This is a genomic window from Candidatus Hadarchaeales archaeon (genome assembly GCA_038736355.1).
Lineage (GTDB): Archaea > Hadarchaeota > Hadarchaeia > Hadarchaeales > WYZ-LMO6 > WYZ-LMO6.
Map to the genome: position 1 here is coordinate 167,987 of JAVYML010000002.1, position 14,418 is coordinate 182,404.

Genomic DNA, 14,418 nt, shown 5'->3' on the forward strand with positions numbered 1-14,418 from the left:
TGGGGATTGAAAGGGACAATAGGGCTAGACAACATTCTGGCAACGGCAAGTTTCAGTAGGATGCCCCTGAAAATGGGGATTGAAAGAGGAGTGGTACCAGTACTCATATGATTTCTCATACCGGTTTCAGTAGGATGCCCCTGAAAATGGGGATTGAAAGTTCACTCTATCGATTGTCCATTCTTTTTCCCTGGCTGTTTCAGTAGGATGCCCCTGAAAATGGGGATTGAAAGCACGCATAACCTTCCCCCAAACCACCCGGGGGCCGTGTTTCAGTAGGATGCCCCTGAAAATGGGGATTGAAAGATACGCCCAATAACGCAGTTCAGCGCAACGTATCCGTTTCAGTAGGATGCCCCTGAAAATGGGGATTGAAAGGTTTTCTCCTTCCCGGGGGGAGATTTCCGGGTCTTGTTTCAGTAGGATGCCCCTGAAAATGGGGATTGAAAGTGCACACCGTTCCCTTGGGGTCGTAGGGCACGGAGGGTTTCAGTAGGATGCCCCTGAAAATGGGGATTGAAAGCCGCCGGCGGGGGCGATAAAAGCCCACGGTTTATGCGTTTCAGTAGGATGCCCCTGAAAATGGGGATTGAAAGTCAGCTCCGAATCGATGTCCAAGTTCGTGTATCAAGGTTTCAGTAGGATGCCCCTGAAAATGGGGATTGAAAGAACCTGGAAGCCTCGATACTATTGTCCCAATTGTCGGTGTTTCAGTAGGATGCCCCTGAAAATGGGGATTGAAAGTTCTTTCCGAAAATCGCTTCACCTTCACTCCCAACGTTTCAGTAGGATGCCCCTGAAAATGGGGATTGAAAGTCATTTCGTGATTTAAGAAGCTTTTCAAATATTTCGTTTCAGTAGGATGCCCCTGAAAATGGGGATTGAAAGACTTCCACCAGCTTTCTTGTTCCATAACGGGTTTCGTTTCAGTAGGATGCCCCTGAAAATGGGGATTGAAAAAAAAGAGGATCACTGGCTCGGAAGTGAAAGCAAGAGTTTCAGCCTCTCCCAAAGTTATATAAATACCTCTTCACGACCCTGCGTACCTCAACACTCACCGTTGCTCCCAATCCTATCCCTCGCTTTCTGAGCCCTAGGTTTCCTCTTTGTGAGCTCCTTTGATGTGATATACTCAGATGCCTTTTAGCTCCTCCGAGGCAGCCTTCAGAAAATGTGAAGATATGTGAATGGAACAATGAGAATACCGGACTTTCAAGCCCACACGGGTGAAAGACCCTACACTTGAATTTCCGCTTAAATTCCCGAAAATCACGTGCCAGGATTCAGCCAATTTATAAAATTGTCTAAGTCCAGCTTCTCTCCAGTGAAAGGATCGGCCAGCTTTGCCCCGTCATCTCCCCGCAAGTCGGCAATCCAAAATTCACCACTCCTCAGCTCCAACTCACCCATCCCCACGCTTTTCCTCGCCCCAAGTGAAAGCCCCACCGACTTAATTAAACTAAGCGTTTCCGCGAGAAGTTTCGCCTCCAAACTACCGGGCTCAAGATTGTCTACTATGAACCATAGTCCCAGCTTGGAAGGCTTGACTGATTCCAAAAAGTATAAGTGGTGCTCGCTCGCCCTCCCACTCTTTCTGTCAATCCCGACTCCCGGTTTGTCCTGGATGCTCGCCTCCAAAGGAATATCCAGAAATCTGAGCTTCGAGGCAATCTTCTGCCCTCCCATCAGCCTGTACAGGGGGTGCCTTACCGTCGCGTACTCCACCGCAATTTTCTTTAATGTTTCCCTGTTTTCCGGTAGCAGCTCTAGCTTTGCCCAGTCCTCCTCACTCTTCACCCCCAGCCGCTCCAACTCGTCCTCCAAGCCAAGCGAGCGAAGCAGGGGGAGGATTCCCCTTTGTTGCAGCACCCACTGGACTGCCTGATCAACCTGCTCCTTCAGGCATTCGAGCTTCCCCTCCCCTATTTCGAACGCGTCCGGAAGACCCGGAACGCTCACGGTCCTCGCAACCTGCTCCACAAGCTTTCGAATGGCACCCTTGACGGAAGATGCTGGAATCAGAACCTTCTCCCCGATTTTAAGGATCTCCCTCCTGACCTCCTCCCCCCCGGCCCCAATGTGCAAAAGCGACCTACCTTCGAATTCTAGCCTTCCAATCACCCTATTCTTCAACGGCAGGAGATGGCTCATGTTCCCTCCACCGGATGCCCAGCCAGCGGGAGGAGCTGGTTCACGCAGCACAATGTCTCGCCTCCCCATTTCTCCACGGTCCCCAGGATTCCCAGGGAGGCAATGGCCTCCCAACTCACATTCCCAACCACTCTTGCCCTCAAGATACTCCCTTGATAACATACACTGTAAAAGGTCGGCCTGCTCCTCCCCCTGAGCATGTCCCATCCCGCCTCATATGGCCCAGCCCTTCCATAAACTTTTTCTATCACAAGGGAGCCCTCAGCAGGTCTACCGATTCTATTCCCTATCGGTTCCAGCTCAATCATGGTCGGGAAGGGAGTAACCCTCTGGCCGCCTCCCAGAAGGGGGGAGAGAGCGTACAACACAAGAATCCCATCGATGGAAGCCTTTCTGCAGTATTCTTCGAGCTTTTTCACGTCCAGCTCCCGCAGACTCAGCCTGGCTTCCCCGAATCCTCTAGTCACCCCTCTTCCGATCCAGATTTCCAGCGGATTAGGAATTTCGTACGGAGTGGCAAGATAGGCCCAGAACATTTGCCCACTTTCAAGCGCGTCGTACTCGTAGAGCATGCCTCCCTCAACCGAGGCCCTGTCCTTGTTTACACCAGCACATACGGAGGAGGTGAAACTGACCTTCACTCTCTCACCGTTTGGAAGAGCTGGTCCCGGATGCAGGCTTTCGAGGCTCACATGACCATACCTGCAGCTTGTCGGAATGGTTGGTTCTTTCCCTTTCTCGATCTCCATGCGAGCCTCCCTTCCCCGATTCTCGCAAGGATTCTTCTCCGGTTTGCATAGTTTACACTTGAAGAAGAAGGGATGAGCAGGCCAGCTCCGCTGCCCGTCGACGAGTGGATAGGCAGGCGTGCAGATGAGGGAGGGATCATCCGCCTCCTTTTCGAGCTCGCTCCGCGAGATTTTGTCATGATAGTAGAGGGAGGATAGAATTGCCCCCCTCAAGGTTGTTCCGGGTATAAACTCGAGAGCTGCCTTGAATCCGCGCTCGGTTCTGCGGGAAGTTATAAGTGCCGGAGATCTCAGTTCAATCCGGACCTCGTAAAACTTCATATTTTCCCCTCCCACAAAAATTTCTCGAGTTCTTCCACGAGTTTAAGCCACCTTCCCTCCACTCTTCCCCGAAGCCCAGCCGTCCCGCCTATCTTCAGGTCGAGGAGGGATTTTCTCCCGGCCCTTCCCGTTCTGAGTTCCGCAAGCGCGAGGAGCAGAAGCCCGAGAAGCCCAGCCCCATCCTCCATGACCCTTATCGTCCCCCTGAAGCTTCCACCATATGAGTGCTCCTGGGTAAAAAGGCCTCCCTCTTCGGCCTTATTGCTTTTGTCGTCAATCCTGACCCTCGTGAACCAGAGGAGTTCATGTTTTCCGACAGCCTCCAGGTTCCCTACGATGAGTTTTCCCTGCGATCTCACGGATCCGAAAAGTTTACAGACGTCACAGGAGCCACAGAGTTCTTCGGGCCTTATCTTGCTGCAAGAGGAAAACCCATACGTTTCAGCTACTCTCGATGCAGCCGACCTCAGAAGGCCCTTGAAGGTCGAACCCGGAATGAAAATCTTTCCCCTCTCCTTTATGAAGGGAACGTCTGGCCCAAAAACCTCGACCGTCCCCCCACCAACCGTGAAGAGCCCGACGGGTCTGGCCTCGACCTCGAATTCTATCATGCAATTCCCCCCAGTGCAAATTTTATCAGCAGTTCAACGTCACCGAACGCCGCCTTTCCCCACCCCTCCGCGCACGCGTCCACGGCCATCCTCCATTCTTCCCTATTTTTCAACCTAATCTGCTGCCTCCTCATGTAGAGTTTTGAGACCTCGTTTAGCAGCTCCTCGTCCGCCCCCCCACCCAGAATTCTCTTCGCAGCCTCGACAGCCTCCTTGATGCAACGCCTAACCCTCTTCGCAAGCTTCTTAACCTTATTATCTTCCCTATCTTCCCTCGAGGTATCCAGCGCCCACCTATACCAGTCCCCGTGCGAGCCCCCACCGGAAAGCTTTTGAAGGATCTCGCCCAGCCTTCCCCCATTTTCAACCACGAAAGGCTGAAGAGTCATCTTCTTCCCTTCCAGCTCTTTTCTCCGGTAACGAACGGCGGTAGAGGAGAGAGGAACCTCGCAAACATCGTAGCAAATGGCCCCCCGACTCACCTTTTCCCTCGTCCTGCTCTTCGCTTCCCTTTCCAGCTCATCCGCAGCATCTATCAGGGACCAAACCGGCGCCTTCGCACCCCCTGCTGCCAACCCAGCCGAAAGTCCCCTCACCTCCCCCATGTAGGTCCTGAACCTGGAGACGAGCGAGTGGGTGAAGATGGGTGCATACCAGGAGCTCATGAGCGCGAGGGAGTCGTCCCCTCCCATATACAGCAGTCCGAGCTCGAGTCTCGCGATGGCCTTTCTCGCCTCCTGCCCATCCTTCCCGCTCAAGGCGGTGTAAAGTTCGCGGGCCGAATCCTCGAAGGCCCTCTTGAGAGAAATATCTATCCTCGCACTCCTTTCACAGGCATCCGTTATGGAGATGGCGGAGGCCATGAAAGCCCCCATGCAGACCCCATCCACCTTCAGAACAGCGTAATTCCTCTGCTCGACACCCCTTCGAATTTCCTCCAGATCGTGACCGGCGATGATTTCCATCAGTTTGACCGAGGCATCCTTCCACTCACTTTTAAAGATCTCCTTGGGCGAACCTAACCCCTCTCCTGGGAGGAAGATCTTCGTTTCCCATCTCTCCTTGAAATGGAATTCGTCCCCGAGTTTTATCAAATCGTTACAAACCTTACAGTAGTCCTCCACCTCCGCAATCCTTGTGAAGCAGCACTTGCACTTTTTCGCATCGCCCCTCTCCACCCGCGCCTCTTCACGCGAGGAGATCTTCTGGAGGCCCATCTCCCTCGCCATACTTTCGAGCAGGTCTGGGAAGAAGGCTAAGAACTGGGCGGTTACCATCCTGAGCTCAAGGGGGATTTTTTCCCTCGCAAGAACGCCGGTATACTTCTTAACTGCCCCCTCGATCTCCCCCTTCAGTACCTCCGGGAAGACGAAGTACAGGTTGCCCCCGCCGGAATAAAGGAACGCCTCCATCGGGAACCAGGCCCTCCGCTGAAGCTCCTGCTGGATGAAGGCCGGAACGTGAACCAGGACCGCCGTCTCGATCACATAGCTGGCGGCCGCGACCGCCTTCAGCTCGGTTGGAGTTCGGATGAATCTCTGGATCCCTCCGAGGTCGACACATCCAAACCAAATCCCCTCCACCGGGGCGTAATAGTAACCGGGCGGGAGCGGGAGGGTTCTGACGAAAAGATTGCCCCCCTCCCCCGTATCCCTCCGAACCTTCTCGACGAATTCCTCGCTAAGCGACCTTATGGAGCCGGGAGAACTTCTTTCTAGCTCCACCCAGAAGTCCCAACCCTCAAGCTCCTGAACCTCCGGTTTTCTCCCGAGCCTTCCCGAGACGATTTCCTGAAGATATCCGCTTATCCGGTCGGTCGCCGAGGACAATCTGTCCGCCTCCCTGATTATCCTTCCCCCCTCCTTCTCGCCCCTGTGGTGATCCCTCACCAACCTCACAATTTCCTCCCTCTCCTCCGGGTCCAGGAAGTCGGTGAACCACTCCGCGATTTCGGCCGAACGCGCGACATGCTCCTTCGGGGCGAAGGGCTTGCCGACATCGTGGAGGAGAGCCGAAAGCCTTACCAGCGCCGCCTCCCTCCTCCCCAAACCCCGCTGGACGGCTAGGGCCCAGGAGAGCGCGGAGGTCGTGAGCAGGTGTGGAATGAGGCCCGCGCAGTTTGCCACGGGGCGGGTGTCCGCAGGCAAGTGGAACCAGCATCTCTCAACCCTTTCCCTTGCCCCCTCGACGATCTTCAGCAATTCCTCAAGCTGCGGCCTGAACTCCCTGTAAATCATGTACAGGTGGCTGGCAAATTCAATGGGGTTGTCTCTGAACTCCTTGAGTCTTGTTTCTGACACGAGCCTCCAAGCGAGGTAGGCTTTAAGCGGGCTCGGCAGGAGCGAGATCGGCTCGCGGAGAAGGGGAACTTTAAGGAAAAGAACCAGCAAATCCGCAACGAGTTCGAGCCTCGCTTCTCCCCTTACCTCCAGCGCGTTGACCGCCCGCGTGATGAAGTCCTTCGCAAGCTTTAGGGTCTTCCCCCATTCCTCGACATCTTTTTCGCTCAATTCCCTGACCGACAGAGTGCCATTTTCCCAGTAGGGGACGATGAAGGACTTGTAAACCGGATACGGCCACTCGGCTTTCCGAAAAACGTTCGCGGTCATCTTTTTGGACTCACCTCCTCTATATCCTTAAGCTCTCCCTCATATGCGCGCCTCGCCAACTCCACGAGCTCCTTCACGAGCCGGTCGTCGGCCTGCACCTCGTCGCCTGCTTTGATCTCAGTCGAATCCAACTTCAGTTGCTCCGAGAACTGGGATAATTTAAGTGCGTCAAGTCTGTATCTTATTTTTCCAATCGGCCCCACATACTTCAGCCTTCCCATGAGGACCTCCCTCCCGATTCTCCCATCCCTGAGACCCATTCCCCACAGAACCAGTCCCAATTCTTCCGGCTTCAGGTTCATGAACCGCACCTTCCCAGTAAAAACGGAACCGACCTTCGCAATCAACAATTTCAACCCGTACTGAAATTGCTGTGGGGAGAGCCTGCCCTCACTAAGGGTAAAGTCGCTGAACTCGAGCAGACCGATCAGACCGGTCGTCCCAAAGAGATCGCAGAGAAGGCATACCTTCTCCTGCTCCCCCCTCACGAAATCGCACTGCGACCCTTTTCCTTTCCTAGGAACGATTCTATTCTGTTTCACCGAGGACTCCCATATCTTGAAATGCCTCCAGGACCCGTCCTTCGAGGGGCCTTTCTGAAACCTTCCCGTCTCCGTGAAACAAGATCTGAACCGGCCATCCTTTTCCTTAAAGGAAAGCTCCAGCCTTGCCCTAACGTTCCCCTTTACGCTTGAGCCCGGTATGACAGCCCTTCCCTCGATCGAGGGGAAGGGCCAGTAGTCAAGTTCTATGGTCTGGGCTAGCTCCCTTGCCGCCGCTAGAAAGTCCGCCTTCTTCGGCAGCTCCTGCAGTTCCTCCTCATCTGCTTTTATTGGAAGTTGACCCGAGCCCACATGAAGACCGCTCACAACTTCGATGGAAACGCGTAGCTCCCCGCAAAGTCCTATAAACCTTCCCCTCGTCCTAGGCTCTTCTTGGATTACGTTGAACTCCCTCATATAGTTTAACCACCTCCCATAATTGAGCCAGCTTCCGTAGGACCCTCCAAGCTGCGTCTCCTCTCGCCACCAACCAATCGTTCTCCACCTCCATTTCCTCGACCTCCACATCTCTATCCAGCGGATCGAGAGCAGTCATTTTCTTCCCGGTTCCCCTAACATCTCGATTTCTGATCTCGATCTCCTCCAACCTCACTTCTCCAAAGCCCCTCGTCTTGAACCCTCCAATCTTCACCTCTCCCTCGTGCAGGCAAAGAAGGACTCTCGAGAGCAAACCGAGCGCGAAGTTAGGTAGGTTGAGGCAACGAATGCTCGACTTAAACTTTGCCCTCGGCTCAACATATTCTATATCGAAAAGGTTCTCCGCTTTCCCGGATTTCCTGCCGATTCGAATTCCCCTCCTAACACCCAGCCTGAATGGATAAAGCTGCTGACCGTCCCAGGGGAAAGCATCCAAAAAACTCACAAGTCCCTTGTACCCCTGTGTTCCAAAAATTTTGCACAAAAGACAAGCCTGCTTCGCAAACTTTTCGATATCTTTCTCCCGCCCAACCTCGCATCTATTTCCGGACAGCTCGCAGACTCTCAGCCCCTTCCACGCAAGGAGTTTTGCGCAAAAACTTCTGAAGACTCCCTTCAGGCTGGATCCCGGAATATATGGCACTTCCCCGAACTCGGAAGGAATTCTAAGAACAGCGAGATCGGATAGTGCTTCGAGTGGAGGTTCTCCGCCGCATCCGATTCTTAAAGGAGCTTCGTTTGTCAGAATAAAGTTGAAGGAAGTTTCCCTAAGAATGTTGGCATGTGAAATCCATTGCATGTTATTGTACTCTACCCTCTTTTTTCAAAACGAACCCTTTTTCGGTCAAGGTATACGTGGCGTAATTCAAGTCCTCCAAAACTGTTAGGCCGGACCCTACTGTGCTCCTCGCCCCGACATGCAGTCCCGTAGTTCTGAACATACGGAAGAGTGTCTCCAAGATTTTTCCTCTCTTGTCCGTATTCTCCTCGAAAACCGGGATGTTTATGATATCGACCCGAAAATCCCACCTGCAACCCGGGACCACCAACTCCTCGAAGAAAGGCCCGTGTGCTACGCTTCCGAAGTTTCTATCAATCGCGACTCCAGGCTTGACGAAGATTGGTGCTTCACCCTGAGGATATGCGTCATAGACCTTTATATGGCTCATTAACTCCTGATTCCCAAAAATCCCGCAAATCTCGCAAAAGTCACCCTCCTTCTCAGCTTTCGGAAGATCCCAGGGAGGATGGGGGGTAATTCCGAAGGAGGGTGCGAGGATTTCCGCCGTGGCTCGTAAAACCCCTTTCAGGCTTGATCCCGGTATACAGGCTACTTCCCCCACTCTGAAAACGGCTATGTCAACCGCTGCCTCGAGAGACGCCTCCCTTCCCGTCCCCACGCGGAGCGGAGTATGGTTTATAAGGATCCCCCTGATTTTGGTAAGACTCTTAAGTTTGTCGAAGTCTCTATAATCTGGCATCTACATCCCTAAAGACAGAGCTGGCGAATTCTTTAAGAGTTGATCTGATCTGCTCCTCTGTCTGCTCCTCTGTAGAAGCCTCCAGAATCCACTTTGCAAACACAAGCATTTTGCGGGCTTCTGTTCTGCTTCCGTTGGCTTTGTAAATTTGGTGAAGAATAGATGCCACCCGCTTCGCGAATTCCTCCGTGAGAAGAGCCTTCCCTCGCTCCTTTCGGTGGGACTGCCTTAAAGCAAACACAGCTGTTACATACAGAGCGAGACGAGGATCCCCTACGCTTTCAAGTGAAGCAATCAGCCTTTCGAGCTGGTTCTTTTCTATCTTCTCAGAGAGAGCTAAAGTTCCTATTTCGGTACCCCAGTTTATCAAATCCTCCTCTGTGGGAGGCATCGTTTATATTTGGTACTGCCTTTAAAAAATCTTACGTTTTAAGTTTCAAATTTTCTCAAAGCTCTGAAACCCAATCCTGATGGTGATTTTTTACTTTCAGGGTCTTTACTAATAACGCTTGGTGAACAGGACGAAGTTATAATCTCGCTTCATCATCGACTCTGCTGATAACCCTCCCTCCTAACTCTTTCGAGACTTAAAAGGTTAGAAACGACTCCCTCCAGAGATGACTACTGTGAGGTCAGAAAGTAGTGTTTGTGATATTACTTGATTTGGCTAAGTTCAAAAAAACCCATTCCAAAAGAGAACTTAGACCCGGCCCCCAGAACCCTTCCAACCGAAAGCAACCAGCGCCCGACCTCATCGATTTTCTCGAAGTGATATTCTGCGGTTCCCATCCACCCCTGCAATTCCCTCTTTCCCGATCTCATCGACCTGCCAGGAAGCCTCACGAGTTTGCTCTCAACAATCCTCCCGCTTCCCTCGCAAGAAAAATCCGGGACCTTCCTTCCATCCCCGTACTCGTTCACGAGAAGGATTAGCCGATGCCTAATCAGCTCCAAGAAATCGAAGGGTGAGGAGGGAAGCCCCTTTGGGAGCTCGATAGGAACCTTAAACTCAACCCTCACCCCATTCCCCTTAAAGGGCTCAAGCTCCCGAACCTCCACAGACTTAAGGTTCTTCACGTATATTATCCCATCCCCGAAAACCTTTTGCCCGCTGAACCAGCATCTTCCCTCCGTTATCCTGAAGCGGTTGAAGCCAAGCCTTCTGAGGTTCCCGAGCCCGTCTACCCCCAGCCACTGGAGGGTGAGAATCAGGTGGGGAAAAAATCTTATGTAATCTCCAAGCAGAACAAGATCGACCTCCATTTTTATCCTCCCTTTCATGGGTCTGCCAAAGGGTGGGATCACGGCAATGGGCCGGGGGGGAGGGGTCCTTCCCCTTTTAGCAAAGGGACGCATGAAAGCAATGTAGAACGGGCATTCGTCCGAAAGGTTGCATTTTTCGCATTCTTTGCTGGGACAATAGCAGACGAGGGGGCGGAGGTGCTGTCCTAGTCCTCCCCTGAAGGTTGACCCAAGCCAACCGGGAAGCCTGACAGGGGAAGAGAAAAGGAGGCTGAGTCTGGCCCTTGCTACATTCAGCATCATATATATTGGTAACAAGTACGTATTTAGCCGACCGCCCTGATAAAGACCTTGAAAATACTCTGATATTGCACGATCGTGGTGAATGCGAGAAAGTTTTTAGTTTAAATTATAAGAACTCAGAGCCATACAGAAGAAACTGATCCTCCCAGCGAATATTGAGGGATATTTTTTCAGAGAATCACTCAAGACCAAATTCGCTGTTGCAAAGGAGTACCCGGACTAGCGCGGAGGAAGGGGGAAAGGTAGTCTATAGAGGAACATCTCTCACACCAAGAGTTCCACCGAAGGAGATCGTCGGGGCTCTGAAGGGAGTGAAAAAGTCTGGCTCAACCGAAGCTCCGCCTTTTTTGTTCAGTGGAGCAATCCTTCCAGATGGTTCGCTATTTCTTTCCGTTGATTTTTTCTGTATCGAAGCTCCAGCTTCCCTGAGTACCGCAGTTCCGTGACATTATACTCCAACCCAGCATGTGCCAAAAAGTTGCGCCGATCGAAAGAAGGAGAGATTCGTTCACCAGAAAAGAGAGTTCTGAGCAACTTCCATTTGTTGAGTTCTTTTTTCCTAGCTTCCGCTTCCTCCTTTATCTTCGCCAGTTCATGAGAGATCAATGCCTCCTTCGAACGCTCATACCCAAATATCTTTCTCATCTTCTCTTCCAGCTCCTCCAGAACTACAGCTCCTTTCCTCTCGATGTTAAAGGACTTGGCAGCGAGCCAAAGCTTAACGCAATTCGTGAAATCAGGAGTGAAGCTTACCTTCCTCTCAACTTCTCCGGATCTTATTTCCACGTTTTTCCTCCACTCTTTCACGGCCAAAGACAACTTTTTCTCCAGCCGTTGAGGGTTGGGACAAAAAGTGTAAAGGCAAAGCGGAAGGCCGTTCACTATTCCACTGAGAAAGGCATTGAGTTCTTTGCTATTAGAAACTTTGGCGGCTTTTGAAACCTTTTTACAAAATTCTGTATCCTTCTTATGTTCCTCTCTGACCGCGAGAAGGCGGGCTTCTCCCTTCCCACCTAACCTATTAGGGCTTAAGCTGGGATACACATCCCCATATTCAATACGGTGTATTGTCAAGGATGATTTTTCCTTGGTTTCGGGGATAAAAGGTTCGGCATTGTAGATGGAAAACTTAATGTTTTTGGTGTACGCCAGAATACCAAGGACATGCTCCAAAGCTTCATGAAGAAGAACTGGGGCGAAATTCAACCCGTGCGTGATGTCAAGATGAACTTCACATTGTTTTTCCAGTCCTATTAACTCTCTCGAGAGCTCAAAGAAGACATAGTGGTAGAAATCTGTCATCTCTCCCTTAAATTTCAGCTCGAAGCTCCCCACACCAGGGGCAACAATTATCTTTACTTCTTCCAAAATTTCGAGCTCCTTTTGTATGAAGTCGCGGTAACGTTCCTCTATCATTCTGCAGAGTTCCTGGTAATCTGAGCATACTTTTTCTGCAACAGTGTCTAAAACCACTATCACTATCCTCTCTGGTTTGATGTGTTCGACGAGGACAGGGAGAGAACTTCTAGAGGTTCTTGAGGTTTCCTTTAGCCTATATTCCACCTTCTTCCAACTGAATTCTCCTCCCGTTCTCCAAGGCTTTCCCCAGCTGGACACTAGAATGGATCGCATCGTTTAAACTCAATCTTTATAACCTCGGTGGATATTAAAAAAAAGTTTGACGATAAACGCCCACATAGTGACTACGGGAACTTCCACGCTGACCAATGCGAGGAAGGAAATGGGGAAGGAGCCCACGGAGGAAGAACTCCTTTCCTTTGTCAAGCGTGATCCCAGGAGGGCCAGTGCGGAATTGAACACACTCCTCCCCCTTCTAGAGGAGAGAAAAGACATGCAGCACTACGTGTATCTGTTACATTCCGACACGGAGGAAGGGAGGCTCTGCGCAAGGGTGCTCCAAAGTTTTTTGTCCCAGCTCAAGCTGAGGATTTGCGCCAAATCTGTGGAAATAGCTGGGCTTGGAGATCCAAAGAAATTTCGGAATGGACTGGCCAATCTTTTGGAAAAGGTTGTGAGATTGATAAAAAGTCACTATCTCCAAAAAGACATGGTTTACGTTCACGCGACCGGAGGATTCAAACCAGAAACCGCTATAGCGCTTCTGGCCTCCAATTTACCAGGAGTCGGGGCTCCCGTCCTGTATATCCATGAGTCCTTTAGAGAGGTGGTGAGGCTTCCGGCCATGCCGGTTTGGCTGAGGGGGAAAGAGAAGTTCAGAAAGCTGATGGATCGTATGTGCAGGAGTAGGAAAGTACACCAGCTACAATTGGAAAGGGAATTCATGAAGGAAACGGTTTCGGAAGCGGAAAGACTTGGGTGGATAGAAAGGAGGGGAGATGAACTCGAGATAACCCCAATGGGTCACTTGCTTTGGGAGAGGTTTGTTCATTTGGGCTTGTATGGACCGAAAAAGAGAACCCGCCATAGAAAAGTTAAGAATGATTCGGCTAAGAATGCCACGGTTTAAACGAGTTCTAAAATATCACCGATCCAGTATCGTTCTCCACGCGCCTTCGGGATTCTGTTACTACAGAAAGTCACGTATCCGATTTTTCCCCTTCGCGGTTATCCCCCTTTCCAAAGTTTCGTGAAACTAACCTTATTTAAGCAAACCTTGAGAATCACGAAATACTGCGGTGGGATGGTAACATTTGAACCAGACTGGGAACTTTCAACCTAGGAACTTCTATTATAACTTCTTCTCGATGGGATCCTTGAGATAGTTTGTGAATAGAACCCGCATTCCATCAGCCGAGGAAAAGCATCGGCTCTTTGGATGATCTTTCCGCATTTTACCTGATGGTGATCGAGTCGTTTTCTGATGTCATGTAGAAGCGAGGCAAGTCCCAGAAGAGGTCATCCCTTTTCTACCCAAGTTTTCCTCTTTTTTAGAGCCCAAGCGAGCGAGGAGATACTTTGATCAACTTTCCATCTTTCATTTCCCACAGGATATTCAACTCAGTTGCCCACCTTTTCCATTTAGAAAAATTCTTAACTTCTTTATGGATTTTGTTCCCCAAATTCGCTATGCTTTCTAAAAAGGGTCCGCGTGAAACCCTGTCCCCTTCTATGGTTATAAGCCTCCCGCGAAGTTTAGCGATGAACTGCTTGGGAAGATCCAATCTCTCGAGCATTTGCTCTAACTCACCCATACCCATATCGCCTTTGGCGAGCCTGCTGTTCAACTCGTTTATAAGCTCTCCAATGGCCAGCTGAAAAAGGGGAAATTCCCGCCACTTTCTCATAGCATTTTCGACATATTCCCTAGGGTCTCGCATGTTGGGCCTCTCAGTTTCCGGATGTAGAAGTAATACATCGTTCTGAAAAATGTAGTAGTACCGTGCGGATATGGCGTGGAAAGTCCCTCCCAGTAGCAAGGCCATATTTATTGGATTAGTTCCTCCAATCATGTTAATCCAAACTTCTTTCTCGCGAAGCGCGTAGAGAGTTGTACCTATTTTTTCAAAACAATCCTCAAAATCTTCGTGATTAACTTCTACGAAGTAGATGTCTTTAATCCATTCGCCGTCGTAAAAAGGACGAAACTTTTCATCCTCAAGTTCTTTCCATAGATTTCGGAGATATTTCCACATAGATTGCGGGAACACTCTTCCGCTTCCAAACCACTTATCTTCGATTTCTATTTTTGCGGTCCCCGTAATAACGGATCGTGAAGTGAATATGATGATACACTCAGGGGCTCCTCTGCTCCCTTGTTTAAGCTCTCCCGAGGTTTCAAAAAACCTTTTGGCATTTTCGTTTCCAAGAACCGCCGATTTCAAAAAGAGGTAGATGTAAGTAAGAGGAACAGTCACAACTCCAGGACGCAACCCCATTCCGCTAAGATGGTAGACTCCCATCAAAGGGGTTTAAGTTTTCGATATAAAATCCCTCTCTGAGTTAGCCTGAAGAGCACCTCAAGAGGAAAGGTTAGTTAGAGGCGCGAATAG

Annotated in this window: 12 protein-coding genes and 1 CRISPR repeat array (1 of these 13 running past the window's edge); of the genes, 1 reads left to right on the forward strand and 11 read right to left on the reverse strand. The window is 50.7% G+C overall.

Annotated elements, in window-relative coordinates; all coding sequences use genetic code 11:
- A CRISPR array of direct repeats spans nt 1-960; the repeat unit is 37 nt; unit sequence GTTTCAGTAGGATGCCCCTGAAAATGGGGATTGAAAG; it begins 679 nt to the left of the window's first position.
- Nucleotides 961-1,269: 309 nt separating this feature from the next.
- The 10 genes from QXG22_03175 to csx1 form a co-directional block, all read right to left on the reverse strand.
- Nucleotides 1,270-2,151 carry an RAMP superfamily CRISPR-associated protein gene (locus QXG22_03175; GenBank protein ID MEM0358998.1) on the reverse strand — a complete coding sequence of 294 codons (882 nt, stop codon included), beginning with the start codon at nt 2,149-2,151 and terminating at the stop codon, nt 1,270-1,272.
- The gene (locus tag QXG22_03180) at nt 2,148-3,113 is read right to left on the reverse strand and encodes a hypothetical protein (GenBank protein ID MEM0358999.1); all 966 of its coding nucleotides are present in this window, start codon (nt 3,111-3,113) and stop codon (nt 2,148-2,150) included. Before QXG22_03180 ends, QXG22_03175 begins: the two co-directional genes overlap by 4 nt.
- Nucleotides 3,114-3,217: 104 nt before the next feature.
- The gene (locus QXG22_03185; protein MEM0359000.1) at nt 3,218-3,832 is read right to left on the reverse strand and encodes an RAMP superfamily CRISPR-associated protein; all 615 of its coding nucleotides are present in this window, start codon (nt 3,830-3,832) and stop codon (nt 3,218-3,220) included.
- Complete coding sequence (locus QXG22_03190) at nt 3,829-6,441, reverse strand: HD domain-containing protein (GenBank protein MEM0359001.1); 2,613 nt, start codon at nt 6,439-6,441, stop codon at nt 3,829-3,831. Before QXG22_03190 ends, QXG22_03185 begins: the two co-directional genes overlap by 4 nt.
- Nucleotides 6,438-7,400 (reverse strand): RAMP superfamily CRISPR-associated protein, encoded by a 963-nt coding sequence (locus QXG22_03195; protein MEM0359002.1) that lies wholly within the window; start codon nt 7,398-7,400, stop codon nt 6,438-6,440. The genes QXG22_03190 and QXG22_03195 overlap by 4 nt, the downstream gene beginning before the upstream one ends.
- Nucleotides 7,366-8,220 carry an RAMP superfamily CRISPR-associated protein gene (locus QXG22_03200; GenBank protein MEM0359003.1) on the reverse strand — a complete coding sequence of 285 codons (855 nt, stop codon included), beginning with the start codon at nt 8,218-8,220 and terminating at the stop codon, nt 7,366-7,368. Before QXG22_03200 ends, QXG22_03195 begins: the two co-directional genes overlap by 35 nt.
- Nucleotide 8,221: 1 nt before the next feature.
- Entirely contained in the window at nt 8,222-8,902 is a 681-nt protein-coding gene (locus QXG22_03205; protein ID MEM0359004.1) for an RAMP superfamily CRISPR-associated protein, read from the reverse strand.
- The gene (locus QXG22_03210) at nt 8,889-9,293 is read right to left on the reverse strand and encodes a hypothetical protein (GenBank protein ID MEM0359005.1); all 405 of its coding nucleotides are present in this window, start codon (nt 9,291-9,293) and stop codon (nt 8,889-8,891) included. The genes QXG22_03205 and QXG22_03210 overlap by 14 nt, the downstream gene beginning before the upstream one ends.
- Nucleotides 9,294-9,556: 263 nt before the next feature.
- Nucleotides 9,557-10,444: a hypothetical protein gene (locus QXG22_03215; protein MEM0359006.1), complete on the reverse strand. Its 888-nt coding sequence runs from the start codon at nt 10,442-10,444 to the stop codon at nt 9,557-9,559.
- Between the two features lie 354 nt (nt 10,445-10,798).
- Complete coding sequence (gene csx1 / locus QXG22_03220) at nt 10,799-12,064, reverse strand: CRISPR-associated CARF protein Csx1 (GenBank protein MEM0359007.1); 1,266 nt, start codon at nt 12,062-12,064, stop codon at nt 10,799-10,801.
- 61 nt (nt 12,065-12,125) lie between these two features.
- Here csx1 and QXG22_03225 point away from each other — a divergent pair, with 61 nt between their 5' ends.
- Nucleotides 12,126-12,935, forward strand: a complete 810-nt coding sequence (locus tag QXG22_03225; GenBank protein ID MEM0359008.1) for a putative CRISPR-associated protein — start codon at nt 12,126-12,128, stop codon at nt 12,933-12,935.
- A gap of 421 nt (nt 12,936-13,356) precedes the next feature.
- Here QXG22_03225 and QXG22_03230 read toward each other — a convergent pair whose 3' ends face one another.
- Nucleotides 13,357-14,328: a hypothetical protein gene (locus QXG22_03230; GenBank protein ID MEM0359009.1), complete on the reverse strand. Its 972-nt coding sequence runs from the start codon at nt 14,326-14,328 to the stop codon at nt 13,357-13,359.
- Between the last annotated feature and the right edge of the window lie 90 nt (nt 14,329-14,418).

Coding starts and splice junctions, on each gene's coding strand:
- QXG22_03215 (MEM0359006.1), bottom strand. CDS start 10,444: ATGCTGAATGTAGCAAGGGCCAGACTCAGCCTCCTTTTCTCTTCCCCT.
- QXG22_03200 (MEM0359003.1), bottom strand. CDS start 8,220: ATGCAATGGATTTCACATGCCAACATTCTTAGGGAAACTTCCTTCAAC.
- QXG22_03195 (MEM0359002.1), bottom strand. CDS start 7,400: ATGAGGGAGTTCAACGTAATCCAAGAAGAGCCTAGGACGAGGGGAAGG.
- QXG22_03230 (MEM0359009.1), bottom strand. CDS start 14,328: ATGGGAGTCTACCATCTTAGCGGAATGGGGTTGCGTCCTGGAGTTGTG.
- QXG22_03190 (MEM0359001.1), bottom strand. CDS start 6,441: ATGACCGCGAACGTTTTTCGGAAAGCCGAGTGGCCGTATCCGGTTTAC.
- QXG22_03210 (MEM0359005.1), bottom strand. CDS start 9,293: ATGCCTCCCACAGAGGAGGATTTGATAAACTGGGGTACCGAAATAGGA.
- QXG22_03175 (MEM0358998.1), bottom strand. CDS start 2,151: ATGAGCCATCTCCTGCCGTTGAAGAATAGGGTGATTGGAAGGCTAGAA.
- QXG22_03205 (MEM0359004.1), bottom strand. CDS start 8,902: ATGCCAGATTATAGAGACTTCGACAAACTTAAGAGTCTTACCAAAATC.
- QXG22_03185 (MEM0359000.1), bottom strand. CDS start 3,832: ATGATAGAATTCGAGGTCGAGGCCAGACCCGTCGGGCTCTTCACGGTT.